This window comes from Pseudomonas lutea (genome assembly GCF_000759445.1).
GTDB classification, from domain to species: Bacteria; Pseudomonadota; Gammaproteobacteria; order Pseudomonadales; family Pseudomonadaceae; genus Aquipseudomonas; species Aquipseudomonas lutea.
The window spans coordinates 1,322,014-1,338,414 of record NZ_JRMB01000001.1; the positions used below are offsets into that span (position 1 = coordinate 1,322,014).

Sequence of the window (16,401 nt, forward strand, 5' to 3'; positions counted from 1 at the left end):
CAAGCCCCGCGCCGACCGTGCTGGCGATTGGTTCTGCGGGGAACTCATGCCGCTCATTCGCCTGAGTCGCCTGGTTCCCGTTGCTGCGGCGGCGTCGGTTGGGTGCCGCAAAACGTCGGTTGAATCGAGGTCTCTGTAGGAGCGCGCTTGCCCGCGAAAAATTGTCCAGGCGATAAAAACGTGTCGGGTGTACCGGCCCTTTCGCGGGCAAGCGCGCTCCTACAAATGCTCCGGAAACCGGTCAAATCGCAGACTTCGCGCAATGCTCGAACAACCGCTCACCCGGGGCCAACGCGCAATGCGCGGCGGCTATCGCAGCTACGGTGAACCTGTAAAAGCGGCTACTGGTGAGTCATCCAGAACGCCGCGGCACCGACCACCAGCACAACGATAAATATGATGGCCCAGGCATCGACATGGCTTTCTGACTTCGTGACTTTGGGGTGATTTCGCATTGCATCGCCTTTTATCTGTCTTGTGGGAGATCGCAAAAAATGTGTGCGGCCGTGGCGACTGTCGCTGGCCATGTGCAGAGTTAAGTTCAGCCATGCCCTTATCACAAGTGAGGTTATGGCCAGCCGACGTGCTGCTTAGTGCTTTTGGTTCTGTGCATATACCCAAACTTCACTTTTGCGCATATCCGCAAACTGATAACCTCCCCCGGCTCCGCAAGGGGTGCGCGGCCGTGCGCGCAGATTTGCTCGGTAGCCTGAAAGCAGACGACAACGCATCGCCTTTCGCGCTTGCCCAGCAGCAGTGAACCGCCTGAGAACAGGACCACCATGTACGTATACGACGAGTACGATCAGCGGATCGTCGAGGACCGCGTCAAGCAGTTCCGCGACCAGACCCGCCGCTATCTGGCCGGCGAGCTCAGCGAAGAAGAGTTCCGCCCGCTTCGCCTGCAAAACGGCCTCTACATCCAACGCTTCGCCCCGATGTTGCGCGTGGCTGTGCCCTACGGCCAGCTCACCTCGCGTCAGGCCCGCATGCTGGCCAGGATTGCCCGCGACTACGACAAAGGCTACGCACACATCAGCACCCGCCAGAACGTGCAGTTCAACTGGCCGGCGCTTGAAGACATTCCCGACATTCTCGCCGAGCTGGCCACCGTGCAGATGCACGCCATCCAGACCAGCGGCAACTGCCTGCGCAACGTCACCACGGACCAGTTCGCCGGCGTGGCCGCCGATGAGCTGGTAGACCCGCGCCCCTGGTGTGAAATCGTCCGCCAGTGGACGACGTTCCACCCTGAATTCGCCTACCTGCCGCGCAAATTCAAAATCGCGATCAACGGCTCGACCTCCGACCGCGCCGCGATCGAGGTCCATGACATCGGTCTGGAGCCGGTGAAGAATGCCGCCGGCGAGCTGGGCTTCCGCGTGCTGGTCGGTGGTGGTCTCGGGCGTACGCCGGTGGTCGGCGCGTTCATCAATGAGTTTCTGCCGTGGCAGGACCTGTTGAGCTACCTCGACGCCATCCTGCGGGTCTACAACCGCTACGGCCGTCGTGACAACAAGTACAAGGCGCGCATCAAGATTCTGGTCAAGGCGCTGACGCCTGAAGTCTTCGCCGAGAAGGTCGAGGCCGAAATGGCCCACCTGCGCGGCGGCCAGACGACGTTGACCGAAGCCGAAGTGCATCGCGTCGCCAAGCACTTCGTCGACCCGGACTACAAGGCCCTGACCGATTACAGCGCCGAGCTCGCTCAGCTGGATCAGCAACACCCCGGCTTCGCCCGCTGGCGCTCGCGTAACGTCCTGGCCCACAAAAAGCCGGGCTACGCGGCAGTGACCCTTTCGCTGAAACCCACCGGCGTCGCGCCGGGTGACCTGACCGACAAGCAGCTGGACGGCATCGCCGACCTGGCCGACCGCTATAGCTTCGGGCAGCTGCGCACCTCCCATGAACAAAACGTGATTCTCGCCGACGTAGAGCAGAGCCAACTGTTCACGATGTGGGGCGAGTTGCGCGAGCAAGGCTTTGCAACGCCAAACATCGGGTTGCTGACGGACATCATCTGCTGCCCCGGCGGCGACTTCTGCTCGCTGGCCAATGCCAAGTCGATTCCGATTGCCGAGTCGATCCAGCGTCGGTTTGATGACCTGGATTACCTCTTCGACATTGGTGAGCTGGACCTGAATATTTCCGGCTGCATGAACGCCTGTGGCCACCACCATGTTGGCCATATCGGCATTCTGGGCGTGGACAAGAAAGGCGAAGAGTTCTATCAGGTGTCGCTGGGCGGCAGCGCCAGTCGCGACGCCAGCCTGGGCAAAATCCTGGGTCCGTCCTTCGCACAGGACGCCATGCCGGACGTTATCGAGAAGCTGATCAACGTTTATGTCGAGAAACGCAACGAAGACGAGCGCTTCATCGACACTTATCAGCGTATCGGCATCGACCCTTTCAAGGAGCGCGTCTATGCAGCGAATCATTAAGAACAACGAGGTCATCGACGAAACCTGGCACTTGCTGCCCAAGGACACGACCTTTGACAGCCTCTCCAACTGCGACGATCTGATCGTGCCGCTGAGCCTGTGGCGCGAGCACGCCCATGCGCTCAAGGCCCGCGACGGCGGCCTCGGCGTCTGGCTGGACAGCGACGAAGAAGCCGAGGAAATTGGCGACGACGCCAGCCAGTTCCAGGTCATCGCCTTGAACTTCCCGGCGTTCACCGACGGGCGCAGCTATTCAAACGCGCGCTTGTTGCGTGATCGCTACGGCTACAAGGGCGAGCTACGCGCTATCGGTGACGTGTTGCGCGATCAGCTGTTCTACCTGCGCCGCTGTGGCTTCGACGCCTTTGCCATTCGCCCTGACAAAGACCCGTACGAAGCGCTGGAAGGCCTGAAGGATTTCTCCGTGACCTATCAGGCGGCGACCGACGAGCCGCTGCCGCTGTTTCGACGTCGCTGAGGTATCGCAGAGGTATCGCTAAGTTATCGTTGAGGTATCGCTGAACAGATAACAAAAAGCCCCGGCTTCCTGCGAAGTCGGGGCTTTTTTGATGCTGTCTGGTCAAACATATTCGAGCGCGGGCCGCGTGGCTATGAAGCTGTATGCCCTGGCACTCCCGCGTCCGTAGGAGCCGGCTTGCTGGCGAATGCGATGGATCATGCGGTACGAAGGAGAATCAAAAATCGGTTCGCCAGCAAGCCGGCTCCTACAGATCGGGTTCCGCCAGCGACTTCCGATCTGCAGCCAGACAGCCACAGATCGGGCTCCGCCAGCGACTTCCGATCAGCAGCCAGACAGCCACAGATCGGGTTCCGCCAGCGACTTCCGATCTGCAGCCAGACAGCCACAGATCGGGCTCCGCCAGCGACTTCTGGTCTGTAGCCAGACAGCCACAGATCGGGCTCCGCCAGCGACTTCTGATCAGCAGCCAGACAGCCACAGATCGGGTTCCGCCAGACACTTCTAATCTGCGGACAGGCAGCCTGGCCGCCCGGCAATTACCAGAATCGCTGTTGCGTCAGCTTTGCCCACCAGCCCGTCACCAGCCGGTCCACCGAGGCGGTTGCCGCGAGACCGACGCGCTGCTGCAGGCTTTTGCGCTCAGCGTAGTGCAGATGGAACACGTCGGCCGTTTTGGCTTTTTCGGACAGATATTCATCGCTGGTCTTGAGTTCGTCCACCAGCTGTTTGTCCTTGGCGGCCAGGCCCAGCCAGACTTCGCCAGTGGCGACTTCGTCGATCTGCAACTGCGGGCGATAACTGGCAACGAAGTTCTTGAACAGCTCATGGGTGATGTCCAAGTCTTCCTGGAACTTCTCGCGGCCCTTCTCGGTGTTTTCGCCAAACACCGTGAGCGTGCGCTTGTACTCGCCGGCGGTCAGCACCTCAAAGTCGATGTCGTGCTTTTTCAACAGGCGGTTGACGTTGGGCAACTGAGCAACCACGCCGATAGACCCCAGCACCGCGAACGGCGCACTGATGATGCGATTACCGATGCACGCCATCATGTAGCCGCCGCTGGCCGCAACCTTGTCGATACAGATGGTCAGCGGGATGCCCGCCTGACGAATCCGCGCCAGTTGCGATGACGCCAGTCCGTAGCTGTGCACCATGCCGCCACCGCTTTCCAGACGCAGGACAACTTCATCCTTGGGCGTCGCCAGGGTCAGCAGCGCGGTGATCTCATTGCGCATGTTTTCAGTGGCGGACGCCTTGATGTCACCGTCAAAGTCCAGCACATAGACGCGCTGCCTGGTTTCGGTGGATTTCTTGTCTTTCTTCAGATCCTTGGCCTGGGCCTTGCGCAGCGCCTTGAGGCGGGCCTTGTCCAGCAGCGAGCCTTCGAGACGGTCGCGCAGACCTTTGTAGAAGTCGTTGAGCTTGGTCACATGCAGTTGACCGCCCGCACTGCGACGGCCGCGGCCGCGCATCGAGGCAATCATCACCAGCACTACAATGATGGCAATCACGATGGTGACGGTCTTTGCCAGGAAGCTGGCGTAATCGAAAATGAACTCCACAAAAACTCCTTACCGGTACAGCAGATCCTCGGCAGAGGATCGCGAATGGGGCTCAGCATACCGGCGCGTCGGGCGCCGGGCCAGTGACACGATCAGCGCCCCTCTCAGAACCGAAAAGTCCGGATCGGAGGGGTGAGCGCGAATTCAAACAAGCGTATGTTTTTTTATTGACAGACCCCGCGCGCTGCTCATAACCTCGCAGCACTTTCAACGTGCCAGGATGACGCAGTCGTGGGCAGCATCTATCTGATACGACATGGTCAGGCCTCGTTTGGTGCAGACGATTACGACGTTCTGTCGCCCACCGGTTTTCGCCAGTCGGAAATTCTCGGCGCGCACCTTGCGCAACTCGGTCTGACCTTCGACCGGTGCATCAGCGGCGCGCTCTTTCGCCAGCGCCACACAGCGGAGACGGTCATTGCCCAACTCAACGCAGCCGGCATTGCCACGCCCGAGCTTGAAACCGACATCGCCTTCAACGAGTTCAACGCCGAGGGCGTGATCCGCGCGCTGCTCCCCGCGATGCTCGAAGATGAGCCCCAGGCGCTGGACATCATGCGTGACGCCGGCAACAACCGCGCCGAGTTTCAGCGCCTGTTCGCGGCGATCATCGCCCGTTGGCTGGGCGGCGGACACGATGCCGCCGCGCTGCAAAGCTGGGAGTCTTTTGTCGAAGAGGTGCAAGCAGGCCTGAGCAGCATTCTCGACAGCGCCGGTCCTGATGACCGGATTGCTGTGTTCACCTCGGGCGGCACCATCACCGCCCTGCTCCACCTGATCACCAGAATGCCCGCCACCCAGGCCTTCGAGCTCAACTGGCATATCGTCAACACCTCGCTCAATCAACTGAAGTTTCGAGACCGCGAGGTGTCGCTGGCTTCCTTCAACAGTTACGCACACTTGCAACTGATGAAGGCGCCGGAGCTCATCACCTATCGCTGAGCCCGGCCAATCGCACCCGCAAAGTGCCTGCAATCACTCCTATAAAAGGATCACACCATGAGCTCCGTAGAAAACGCCGTCCAAGCAATGAAAGCCAAGTTCAACCCATCCGCCGCTGCAGGCCTGGACTTGGTGTTCGGGTTCCGCATCGACGACACCAAGAACTTCTCGCTGATCGTCAAGGACGGCACCTGCGAGCTGCAGGAAGGCGAGAACCCGGACGCACAAGTAACGCTGGTGATGGACGGTGAAACCCTGGAAGGCATCGTCAGCGGCGAGACCGACGGCATGCAGGCTTTCATGGGCGGCAAGTTGCGCGCTGAAGGCGACATGATGCTGGCGATGAAACTGAGCGAGCTGTTCCCTTCCTGAGCAAGCCTGGCTGTGCAAAAAACCGAAGCTGCCCGGCTTCGGTTTTTTTTCGTCCGCGCATTGGCGCGGGTTGCCGTCAACGCACCGAATCAAGGCTGATGATTCCCCGCTAACACGCAGGCCAATAGCCCTTGTTCGCCGCGCGGGGGACGCATTAGATTAGCCAATGATCCTGGCCAACCAAAATAACCTGCAGGGATAAGCATGCCGCTCACCGACCAGTCCACCGAGGTTCGATCAGGCGAAGAGCTGGACGCCGCACTCATCGATCCCTACCTGAAGTCCCATATCTCCGGTCTGCGCGGCAGCCTGCAGATCAGTCAGTTCCCCGGTGGCGCGTCTAACCTGACGTACCTGCTGAAGTACCCCGAGCAGGAATTTGTGCTGCGCCGCCCGCCTTTCGGTCACAAGGCAAAAAGCGCTCATGACATGGGCCGCGAATTCCGCATCCTGAATCAGGTGCGCGACGCCTTCCCCTATTGCCCCAAGGCCTACGTGCATTGCACCGACGAGGCGGTCATCGGTGCCGAGTTCTATGTGATGGAACGGGTCAAGGGCATCATCCTGCGCTCTGAGTTACCGGCCGAGCTGAAGCTGGATGCCGCCAAGACCGAGGCCCTGTGCAAGAGCTTTATCGAACGGCTGGTTGAGCTTCACAAGGTCGATTACCGCGCCTGTGGGCTGGGCGATCTGGGCAAACCTCAGGGCTACGTCGAGCGCCAGATTCGCGGCTGGACCGAACGCTACGAAAAAGCGCGCACCGACGATGCGCCGAGCTGGGAGAAAGTCGCCCGCTGGCTCGACGACAAGAAGCCCGCAGACCACCCCGTTGCCAGCCTGGTCCATAACGATTACCGCTTCGACAACGTGATTCTCGACCCGGATAACCCGATGCGCATCATCGGCGTGCTGGATTGGGAACTGACCACCCTGGGCGACCCGCTGATGGACCTGGGCAACAGCCTGGCGTACTGGATTCAGGCGGACGACCCGGCGCCGGTGCAATTGATGCGACGCCAGCCCAGCCATGCGCCGGGCATGCTCACCCGAGAGCAATTTGTAGCGTACTACGCCGAGCGCGCGGGCATCCGCATCGACAACTTCGACTTTTATTACACCTACGGCCTGTTTCGCCTCGCCGGCATCGTTCAGCAAATCTACTACCGCTTTTTCCACGGCCAGACCCGGGACAAGCGCTTCGCGCAGTTCATCCACATGAACACGCTGCTGGAGCGCATGGCCCTGCAGGTGATCGGCCGTTCTGCCCTTTGATTGCGTCACGACAAGGAAACTCGGAATGCCTAAAACACAATTGTTCGACCTCGATGGCAAGATCGCTTTCGTTTCCGGCGCCAGCCGCGGTATCGGCGAGGCGATCGCCAGGCTACTGGCACAACAGGGCGCCCATGTCATCGTCTCCAGCCGCAAGATCGAAGGCTGCCAGCACGTGGCCGAGGCCATTATTGCCGACGGTGGCAAAGCCACGGCCATCGCCTGTCACATCGGTGAAATGGAGCAGATCACGGCGGTGTTTGCACAGATCCGCGAGCAATTCGGTCGGCTGGATATTCTGGTGAACAATGCCGCGACCAACCCGCAGTTCTGCAATGTGCTGGACACCGACCTTGGCGCGTTCCAGAAAACCGTCGATGTGAACATCCGGGGCTACTTCTTCATGTCGGTCGAAGCCGGCAAGCTGATGCGCGAGCACGGCGGCGGCAGCATCATCAACGTGGCGTCGATCAACGGGGTATCGCCGGGTGTCTTTCAGGGCATCTACTCGGTGACCAAGGCGGCCGTCATCAACATGACCAAAGTCTTCGCCAAGGAATGCGCTCAGTTCGGCATTCGTTGCAACGCCCTTCTCCCAGGCCTGACCGACACCAAGTTCGCCTCGGCGCTGGTGAGCAATGAGAAGATCCTTAACACAGCGCTGGCGCAAATACCGCTAAAACGCGTTGCGGCTCCCAGCGAGATGGCGGGCACGGTGCTGTACCTGGCCAGCGATGCCTCGAGCTATACCACCGGCGTCGCACTGAATGTGGATGGCGGTTTTCTGTCCTGAAGCCTTGAACCAGATTTTTCACTGAGCGACGGGTTGTCCGCGAGCTTGGGGGACGGGTTGTCCTCGGCAGCCTGACCCGCCGCCATCGCGGGCAAGCACTTCTGCAGCGTCCGCGCGTGAGGTGAAACTGAGGTGCTTCTGATGGAATAAAGATTCCATCAGCCACCGCCAACGCCTACATTTTCCGCACAACAACACGTCTACAAGGACACGCTGTCATGCGCGGGAATTCCCTTCCAGATCTGGGCGTCGGCCTGATCGGCACAGGCTTCATGGGCCGGGCGCATGCCCTGGCCTTCCACAACGCACGCACCACGTTTGAGCTGCCGATCAACCTCAAGCTGGCCGCGCTGGCAGACGCCGACGCCGCGCGGGCACAAGACTGCGCCTCGCGTTGGGGCTTTGAGCGCAGTCATGCCGACTGGCAGCAATTGATCAGCGACCCTGCCGTCGATCTTGTCGCGATCACTACGCCCAACCTGCTGCATTTTCCGATGGCCATGGCGGCCCTTGAAGCCGGCAAAGCGGTGTACTGCGAAAAGCCGCTGGCGGTGAGCCTGGGGCAGGCGCGGCAGATGCACGCCGCCGCGCGCAAGGCCGGGGTCGTGACCCGCGTGGGTTATAACTACCAGCACAACCCGATGATCGGGCTGACCAGGGAAATGATCGAGGCGGGCGAGCTGGGGCGCATCATCAGCTTCCAGGGCGAATTCAGCGAGGACTTCATGGGCGATGCACTGTCGCCGTGGTCCTGGCGATGCGAGGAAGCCCACGCCGGCGGCGCGCTGGCAGACCTCGGCAGTCACTTGCTGGCCATGGCGCGTCATCTGCTGGGTGAGGTCGAAGCGGTGTGCGCCGACTCCCAAACCGTGCACCCGCAGCGCCCGGCCGCACGTGGCAGCAACGATCAGCGGGCGATCAACATTGATGACCAGACCTACGCATTGTTACGCTTCGCCAACGGCGCGCGCGGCACCTTCGGCAGTAGTTGGCTCAAACACGGTTACAAGAATCACCTGAGCTTCGAAATCAGCGGCACGCTGGGCACCCTGTCGTTCGATCAGGAACGGTTAAACGAACTCAGGCTGTATCGCGCCGGCGCGCCGGGACGGGACGGGTTTCAGCGCATCCTCGCCGGCCCGCAGCAACCGGGTTATGCCGCGTTTTGCCCGGCACCCGGGCATCAACTGGGGTACAACGAACTTAAAGCGCTGGAAGTCCATGAACTGATTCAGGCGCTGCAAGGGAATGGCGGCAACGGAACGGATTTCGCCGAAGCCATGGAAGTCGAGCGCCTGGCCACCGCCATTCGCCTCGCGGCGAAAGAGATGCGCTGGGTAACGATGTCGGATGTTTGAACAGTGGCTTTAGCCGGGAAAGCATCAGGCGTCGCACTGCAACATTGGTGACAGGCGGACATCTGTAGGCGCCGGCTTGCTGGCGAACACGCTGGGTCAGGTGACGTAAATGTCGCTGACACACCGCATTCGCGGGCAAGCGCGCTCCTACAGTCTGTAGGCGTACACCCAGACACACCGCATGCGGGCGCAGAACCAGCTTCAGCCCGCCCAGACACACCGCAACCGCCGTATGTGGGACCGGCATTAGCCGGGAAAGCGTCAGCCGTATGTGGGACCGGCTTTAGCCGGGAAGGCAGCAGTCGCACCGCGAAATGGCGGGCGAGTGACGATCTGTAGGAGCCGGCTTGCTGGCGAACGCGTTGGGTCAGGTGACGTAAATGTCGCTGACACACCGCATTCGCGGGCAAGCGCGCTCCTACAGTCTTTAGGCGTACACCCAGACACACCGCATGCGGGCGCAGAACCAGCTTCAGCCCACCCAGACAGACCGCACCTGCCGTATGTGGGACCGGCTTTACCCGGGAAGGCAGCAATCGCACCGCGAAATGGCGGGTGGGTGATGATCTGTAGGAGCCGGCTTGCTGGCGAACGCGCTGGGTCAGGCGATTTAATTGGTCCTGACACACCGCATTCGCGGGCAAGCGCGCTCCCACAGTCAGTACGCGTACACCCAGACACACCGCATATGCGGGCAGCAGGACTGGTTTCAACCCAGCCAGCCACACCGCCTGCCCGGGATCAACAATTCACGGTTCGCGCTGCTGCAACGCCCAGCGCCTTGCGAGTAGAATGCTGCGCTTGCGGGCAGCCCTTCTGCCCATCTGCCCGATAAGCGCCCTCCCCATGCCTTTCGAACTCACCGTTGAACCTCTCACCCTGCTGGTGCTGGCTGTCGTGGCCTTCGTTGCCGGTTTCATTGACGCCATTGCCGGCGGCGGCGGCCTGTTGACCACGCCTGCCTTGCTCACCGCCGGCCTGCCGCCGCATCTCGTATTGGGCACCAACAAGCTCAGTTCGACTTTCGGCTCTGCCACCGCGAGCTTCACCTTCTATCGGCGCAAGCTGTTTCATCCGGCGCAGTGGAAACGCGCATTGGTCGGCACGGCAGCAGGCGCCCTGATCGGCGCAGTGGTCGCCCATTACCTGCCGGCCGAATTACTGAACCAGATGCTACCGGTGATCGTGTTTGGCTGCGGCCTGTACCTGCTGTTCGGCGGCACACCCAAGGCGCCACTGGACAGCAACGCCCCGATCAAAACCAAATGGCAGCTGCCTCAGGGCCTAGGGCTGGGCTTTTATGACGGCGTCGCCGGCCCCGGCACTGGCGCCTTCTGGACGGTGAGCACGTTGCTGATTTACCCGGTTGACCTGGTCAAAGCCAGCGGCGTCGCCCGTAGCATGAACTTCGTCAGCAATGCCGCTGCGCTGATGATCTTCGCGCTCAACGGTTCGGTGGACTGGGTGATCGGATTGACCATGGGCGTGGCGGTGATGGCCGGTGCCTTTATCGGCGCGAAAACCGCGATCAAGGGCGGCGCCAAATTCATCCGCCCTGTCTTCATCACCGTGGTGCTGGGCTTAACCGTCCGCCTGGCCTGGCAGCACTGGTTCAACTGAGCCCGAGCGCTGCGCCAGATACAAATCGATCAGGTAGCGCGCAATCGAGCGACTGGCCGGCAACGGCGGCAGGTCATGGATGCTGAACCACTGCGCGTCCTCGATCTCGTCCGCCTGGGGCACAATCTCGCCACTGTCGTATTCAGCATGAAAGCCCAGCATCATCGAGTGCGGAAACGGCCAGCACTGGCTGCCCTTGTACTGGATGTTCTTGACGGTCACCTGCACCTCTTCCATGACCTCGCGGCGCACGCAATCTTCGGCCGACTCACCCGGTTCGGCGAACCCGGCCAGCGTGCTGTACACCCCCGTGACGAAGCGCGGCGAGCGCGCCAGCAGCACCTCATCGCCACGGGTAATCAACACGATCATGCTCGGGGAAATACGCGGATAAGCGCGCAGGTCGCAGTGCGCGCAGTGCATTCCCCGCTCACCCGGTACTTGCTGCGTCGGCTGACCGCATCTGCCGCAAAAACGGTGTTCGCGCGCCCAGGTACTGATTTGCGCGGCGTAGCCAAGCATCTGAAACACGTCCGCGTCATCGGCCAGCATGAACTGGCGCAGCGTCTGCCACTGCATGCCTTCCAGCGCGTGCGAATCCCGCAGCGTCTGCAGGTAGACCGGCTCGCCGTCAAAATGGCCGATACCGTGCTCATGCACTAAATCCAGGTCTTGGTGCTTGAGCCATTCACGGGGAAACAGCACGCCGTTGCTGTCCTGCAAAAACCCCTGGTCACTCTGAACCACGGCCCAGCCGCCGGCTGCCTGGACGTCAAGCACGGCGGTGGTCCAACGCCTCGGGCGTGTCATGCATCAACTCCTGTGCGTGCCGTTTGCCACTTCTGCGCGAGGATCACGCCCGAAAGCCGCAAGCGAAAACGCTTTCAAATGGGTCAGTCAATTGTCGAAGACCGGCTTCTGTTTGCTCAGGTGAGCGACCATCGCCAGCTTCAGGTCTGCCGATTGCAACATGGCGGAGTTCCAGGTGGCAACGTATTCGAGCCCGTCCGCCACGCTGTGGTCGCGCATGTAGCCGATCATGCGCTTGCTGCCACTGATCGCGATCGGCGATTTCGCCGCGATGTCCCGGGCAATCGCCATGACACCCTCGAGCAGCTGCGGCAGGTCCGCAAACGTGCGGTTGACCAGACCAATGCGCTGCGCCTCCTGCGCCCCCACGTTACGCCCGGTGTAGGCCATTTCGCGCATCATGCCATCACCGATCAGCCGCGGCAGGCGCTGAAGGGTGCCGACGTCTGCGGCCATGCCCATGTCGATTTCGCGAATGGAAAACAGCGCATCGTCCGCGGCATAGCGCATGTCGCAGGCACTGATCAGATCGATCGCGCCGCCGATGCAATAACCCTGAATGGCCGCCAGCACGGGCTTGCTGCAGCGGTCCACGACGTTGAACGACTCCTGCATTTGCAGGATTTTGCGCCGCAGCAAACGCGCGTTTCGACCAATGTCCTTGCCCATCTCGTTGGCGACCGATGCCAGCAAGGACAGGTCGATGCCCGAGGAAAAGTGCTTGCCCGCGCCACTGAGCACCACCACGCGGACATCGTCGGTGTCCTCGGCCCAGGCGAATATATCGATGATCTCGGACCAGAACGCAGCGTTCATGGCGTTGACCTTGTCCGGGCGATTGATCTGGACGTGGGCAATATGGTCGGTCAGTTCCACCTTGAAAGCGCTGTAGTCAGACACGGCGTTGGATCCTTTTATGGGCCAGACGAGGTTTATTCCTTGACGGCGGATCATAGCAAGTCAGTATGTGCCGTCGCAGGCCACTGTTGCGCCATATGCCGGACCGTGGACCTGCCGTTTCGCCTGTAAAGACGGGGCGTTACGGGTGAATAAACTGAACGGTCACGGCGGGCAACTGTCCAGACTGTGATGGCGTCACGCGTACGGAATCTACCGACGATGTGTGCGTCAGGGCAGCCAGGTCAGATTCGGCGCCCACTCTTTTCTCAGGTCGCAAGAGGGCGATTCTTGACTACATCAAAAGCGGCAACCGGTATCGTGGGCCTGGACGACATCCTCGCGGGTGGTCTTTCGCGCAGCCATGTGTTCCTTCTTGAGGGAGAACCCGGCACCGGCAAGACCACCGTCGCACTGCAATTCCTGCTGGCAGGGGCTGCGGCAGGCGAGCGGGGTCTATACATCACGCTTTCTGAAACCGAACGGGAATTGCGCGATGGCGCCCGTTCCCATGGCTGGGAGCTGGACGAGCACATTTCGGTGTTCGAGCTCACCCCGCCTGAAGACCTGCTGAACGCTGCACACCAACAGAGCCTGCTGTATTCCTCCGACCTTGAACTGGGCGAAGCCACCAAGCAGATTTTCGAGATCGTCGAGAAGGTCAAGCCCGCACGTGTGATCATCGACAGCCTGTCGGAGATCCGCCTGCTGGCGCAGAGCTCGTTGCGCTACCGTCGCCAGATCCTGGCGATCAAGCACTACTTCGCGCGCTACGACACGACGGTCGTCCTGCTGGACGACCTCACCACCGAATCACTGGACAAGACCGTTCATAGCGTTGCCCATGGCGTGATTCGCCTGGAGATGCAGACCCCGGCTTATGGCGCAGAGCGCAGACGCCTGCGCGTGGTCAAATACCGTGGCCAGAAGTACCGCGGCGGTTACCACGACTTCAATATCATGCCCGATGGCATCCAGGTGTTTCCGCGCCTGGTGGCCGCCGAGCACCGCACTGGCTACGTCAGCAAGCAGCTCAGCAGCGGCATCCAGGAAATTGACTCCCTGCTTGGCGGCGGTCTGGACAGCGGCTCCAGCACGCTGATTCTGGGCCCGTCGGGCACGGGTAAGTCACTTATCGCGCTGATGTTCGCCGTGGCGGCCGTGGAGCGCGGCGAGAAAGCTGCGCTGTTCGTATTCGATGAAGAGATCGGCCTGCTGCACGAACGCATGATGAAGCTTGGCATCGACCTCAAGGCGCTGGTGCAAACCGGCAATCTGGTGATCGAACAGGTGGACGCCGCAGAACTGTCGCCGGGTGAGTTCACCCATCGGGTGCGCCGCAGTGTCGATGAGCTGAACATCCAGACCGTCGTCCTCGACAGCCTGAATGGCTATCAGGCTGCGATGCCAGAAGAAAATTCTCTGGTCCTGCACGTCCATGAGCTGTTGCTCTACCTCAATCGCCAGGGCGCGTCGACCTTCATGACCGTTGCCCAACACGGCCTGGTCGGTGACATGAATACGCCGGTGGACATCACCTACCTGGCTGACACGGTCATTTTGTTGCGCTACTTCGAAGCGCTGGGCAAAGTGCGCCGCGCTATCTCCATCATCAAGAAACGCACCGGCACCCACGAATCCACCATTCGCGAATACCGGATCAGTGCGTCCGGCATGACCATCGGCGAGCCGCTGGACGCCTTTCAGGGTGTTCTGCGCGGCGTCCCTCAATACCACGGCGAGAATAATCCGTTGCTTCTGGACCCCAACGAGTGAGCATCCCCGGACAACTATCGGAGCGGGCCATCATTCTGGCCCCCCACGGACGGGACAGCCAGATCGCCCTGACCATGCTTCAGGAAGGCGGCTATCCGGCAATCATTACCCATGATCTGGCGCAGCTGTGCAGTGAGCTGATATCCGGCGCAGGGCTGGCCATTATTGCGGACGAGGCCCTGCGGGGTGCGGACGTCAATCCGTTGCTGAGTCTGTTGGCCAACCAGCCTGCCTGGTCGGACTTTCCCATCGTGCTGCTGACTCATCACGGCGGTAAACAGAACCCCTCGGCGCACTTTGGCAAAATGCTCGGTAACGTCACGTTTCTGGAGCGGCCGTTCCATCCCGCGACGCTCATGAGCCTGGTCAGCACCGCGGTGCGAGGCCGCCGGCGACAATATGAAGCGCGCACGCGGCTGGAAGATCTGCTCGAAAGCGAGCAGCGCCTGCAGCATGCGTTGAAGGCCGGGCGTTTGGGCTCGTGGCAGCTGGACACCGAGTTTCTTGTGCTGGAGTGCTCGGCTATCACGCGCGCGCACTTCGGTCGCGATGAGCGTGATCCGCTCACTTACCACGACTGGCTCGCCTCGGTGCATCCCGAAGACCAGCCGCGCATGCAGTCTGTCCTGCAGCAGACGCTGGACACCGGTGCCGACTTCATCATCGAGTTTCGTAACGTGTGGCCGGATGGTTCGGTGCATTGGGTCGACATCCGTGCCCGGGCGATCAGAGCGCGTAACGGCCGGGTCAGCCTGCTCTCCGGCGTGACCTCCGACATCACCGAGCGCAAGCTGGCCGAGCATCAGCTGCGCCGCCTCAACGAGACGCTGGAACAGCAGGTCGAGGAACGCACCTCCCAGCTGCGCCACAACGAAGAAGTGCTTCGCCAGTCGCAGAAGATGGAGGCGGTGGGCCAGCTCACCGGCGGTATCGCCCACGACTTCAACAACATGCTGACCGGCATCATCGGCAGCCTCGAATTGCTCAGGCGACGCGTATCACGGGGACGTCTGGACGACCTCGACGGCCTGATCGATCTGGGCGTGAGTTCGGCCAATCGCGCAGCCGCCCTGACCCACCGTCTGCTGGCGTTTTCGCGTCGACAATCGCTGGACCCCAAGCCGGTGCTGATGAATGACCTGGTCAATTCCATGGGCGAACTGCTGAACCGCAGCGTCAACGAGAGCGTCCGTCTGGACATGTGCCTGGACCCTGAACTGTGGACCGCCGAAGCCGACCCCAATCAGCTCGAGAGCGCCCTGCTCAATCTGGTGCTCAACGCGCGCGACGCGATGCCCGATGGCGGCATGCTGATGATCGAGACCTTCAACCGCCGCCTTGAGCGGGACTACACCAACGCCTACGAAAACCTGCTGCCTGGCGATTACGTGGTGCTCAGCGTCCGCGACACTGGCTGCGGCATGCCGGAGAACGTCATCAGCCGCGCCTTCGACCCGTTCTTCACCACCAAGCCCATTGGCCAAGGCACCGGGCTGGGTCTGTCGATGATTTACGGCTTCACCAAGCAGTCGCATGGCCATGTGTCCATCGAAAGCCAGGTGGGCGATGGCACCACGGTGCAGTTGTTCCTGCCGCGCTACCTCGGCGAAGCCCAGGACGATCATCCTGCGCCGACCTCCGACACCGCGCAGGCGCGTGAGGGTGAAACGATTCTGCTGGTCGAAGATGACCCGGCGGTTCGAGCACTGGTCAGCCAGGTATTGAGCGAGTTGGGTTATGCCTATGTCGAAGCGGGCGATGCCGTGGGGGCGATCCCGATCCTCGAGTCCTCACAGCGTATCGACCTGATGATCAGCGACGTAGGCCTGCCCGGCATGAATGGCCGGCAGCTGGCGGACATCGGCCGGCAGCTCCGCGAGGACTTGAAAGTGCTGTTCATCACTGGCTACGCAGAGAATGCCAGTGCGCGCTCGGGCTTCCTTGAGGAGGGCATGCAGATGATCACCAAGCCCTTCGCATTCGATCAGCTGACGGCGAAGGTCCGGGAGATGATCGAGAGCTGAAACGTTGGTCGGGTGAAAACCCCAGCGCACAAAAAAACCGGCAGACGCCGGTTTTT

13 protein-coding genes are annotated in these 16,401 nt (G+C 61.2%); 10 read left to right on the top strand and 3 right to left on the bottom strand.

Annotation, left to right across the window (positions count from 1 at the left end; all coding sequences use genetic code 11):
- Positions 1-782: 782 nt before the first annotated feature.
- Together LT42_RS05425 and LT42_RS05430 are read left to right on the top strand one after the other, a co-directional pair.
- Entirely contained in the window at positions 783-2,441 is a 1,659-nt protein-coding gene (locus tag LT42_RS05425; RefSeq protein ID WP_037010548.1) for a nitrite/sulfite reductase, read from the top strand.
- Positions 2,425-2,919 carry a DUF934 domain-containing protein gene (locus tag LT42_RS05430; protein ID WP_037010549.1) on the top strand — a complete coding sequence of 165 codons (495 nt, stop codon included), beginning with the start codon at positions 2,425-2,427 and terminating at the stop codon, positions 2,917-2,919. The genes LT42_RS05425 and LT42_RS05430 overlap by 17 nt, the downstream gene beginning before the upstream one ends.
- Positions 2,920-3,458: 539 nt before the next feature.
- Here LT42_RS05430 and sohB read toward each other — a convergent pair.
- Entirely contained in the window at positions 3,459-4,481 is a 1,023-nt protein-coding gene (gene sohB, locus LT42_RS05435) for a protease SohB (RefSeq protein WP_037010550.1), read from the bottom strand.
- A 231-nt stretch (positions 4,482-4,712) separates the two neighbouring features.
- Here sohB and LT42_RS05440 point away from each other — a divergent pair, with 231 nt between their 5' ends.
- The 6 genes from LT42_RS05440 to LT42_RS05465 all read left to right on the top strand — a co-directional run bounded on the left by LT42_RS05440 (position 4,713) and on the right by LT42_RS05465 (position 10,838).
- Complete coding sequence (locus tag LT42_RS05440) at positions 4,713-5,423, top strand: histidine phosphatase family protein (protein WP_037010552.1); 711 nt, start codon at positions 4,713-4,715, stop codon at positions 5,421-5,423.
- Positions 5,424-5,480: 57 nt separating this feature from the next.
- Entirely contained in the window at positions 5,481-5,795 is a 315-nt protein-coding gene (locus LT42_RS05445) for an SCP2 sterol-binding domain-containing protein (protein WP_037010553.1), read from the top strand.
- A 204-nt stretch (positions 5,796-5,999) separates the two neighbouring features.
- A complete protein-coding gene (locus LT42_RS05450) occupies positions 6,000-7,067 on the top strand; it encodes a phosphotransferase family protein (protein ID WP_037010555.1) in 1,068 nt (355 codons plus the stop codon).
- Between the two features lie 25 nt (positions 7,068-7,092).
- Positions 7,093-7,860 (top strand): SDR family oxidoreductase, encoded by a 768-nt coding sequence (locus LT42_RS05455; RefSeq protein WP_037010556.1) that lies wholly within the window; start codon positions 7,093-7,095, stop codon positions 7,858-7,860.
- A 218-nt stretch (positions 7,861-8,078) separates the two neighbouring features.
- The gene (locus tag LT42_RS05460) at positions 8,079-9,218 is read left to right on the top strand and encodes a Gfo/Idh/MocA family protein (RefSeq protein WP_037010558.1); all 1,140 of its coding nucleotides are present in this window, start codon (positions 8,079-8,081) and stop codon (positions 9,216-9,218) included.
- 846 nt (positions 9,219-10,064) lie between these two features.
- Entirely contained in the window at positions 10,065-10,838 is a 774-nt protein-coding gene (locus LT42_RS05465; RefSeq protein ID WP_037013004.1) for a TSUP family transporter, read from the top strand.
- On the opposite strand, the gene nudC is transcribed toward LT42_RS05465, so the two are convergent.
- Together nudC and LT42_RS05475 are read right to left on the bottom strand one after the other, a co-directional pair.
- Complete coding sequence (gene nudC, locus LT42_RS05470; RefSeq protein WP_037010559.1) at positions 10,800-11,648, bottom strand: NAD(+) diphosphatase; 849 nt, start codon at positions 11,646-11,648, stop codon at positions 10,800-10,802. The two genes, LT42_RS05465 and nudC, sit on opposite strands and share 39 nt — an antisense overlap.
- An 87-nt stretch (positions 11,649-11,735) precedes the next feature.
- Positions 11,736-12,548, bottom strand: coding sequence for a crotonase/enoyl-CoA hydratase family protein (locus tag LT42_RS05475; RefSeq protein WP_037010561.1), 813 nt, complete (start codon positions 12,546-12,548; stop codon positions 11,736-11,738).
- A 288-nt stretch (positions 12,549-12,836) separates the two neighbouring features.
- Here LT42_RS05475 and LT42_RS05480 point away from each other — a divergent pair, with 288 nt between their 5' ends.
- Together LT42_RS05480 and LT42_RS05485 are read left to right on the top strand one after the other, a co-directional pair.
- Positions 12,837-14,321, top strand: coding sequence for an ATPase domain-containing protein (locus LT42_RS05480; protein WP_037010562.1), 1,485 nt, complete (start codon positions 12,837-12,839; stop codon positions 14,319-14,321).
- Positions 14,318-16,345, top strand: coding sequence for a response regulator (locus LT42_RS05485; RefSeq protein ID WP_037010564.1), 2,028 nt, complete (start codon positions 14,318-14,320; stop codon positions 16,343-16,345). Before LT42_RS05480 ends, LT42_RS05485 begins: the two co-directional genes overlap by 4 nt.
- Positions 16,346-16,401 lie beyond the last annotated feature (56 nt).

Excerpts from the sequence above, each read along its gene's own strand:
- LT42_RS05425 (WP_037010548.1), top strand. The coding sequence starts at position 783 with ATGTACGTATACGACGAGTACGATCAGCGGATCGTCGAGGACCGCGTC.
- LT42_RS05430 (WP_037010549.1), top strand. The coding sequence starts at position 2,425 with ATGCAGCGAATCATTAAGAACAACGAGGTCATCGACGAAACCTGGCAC.
- LT42_RS05445 (WP_037010553.1), top strand. The coding sequence starts at position 5,481 with ATGAGCTCCGTAGAAAACGCCGTCCAAGCAATGAAAGCCAAGTTCAAC.
- LT42_RS05450 (WP_037010555.1), top strand. The coding sequence starts at position 6,000 with ATGCCGCTCACCGACCAGTCCACCGAGGTTCGATCAGGCGAAGAGCTG.
- LT42_RS05455 (WP_037010556.1), top strand. The coding sequence starts at position 7,093 with ATGCCTAAAACACAATTGTTCGACCTCGATGGCAAGATCGCTTTCGTT.
- LT42_RS05460 (WP_037010558.1), top strand. The coding sequence starts at position 8,079 with ATGCGCGGGAATTCCCTTCCAGATCTGGGCGTCGGCCTGATCGGCACA.
- LT42_RS05465 (WP_037013004.1), top strand. The coding sequence starts at position 10,065 with ATGCCTTTCGAACTCACCGTTGAACCTCTCACCCTGCTGGTGCTGGCT.
- nudC (WP_037010559.1), bottom strand. The coding sequence starts at position 11,648 with ATGACACGCCCGAGGCGTTGGACCACCGCCGTGCTTGACGTCCAGGCA.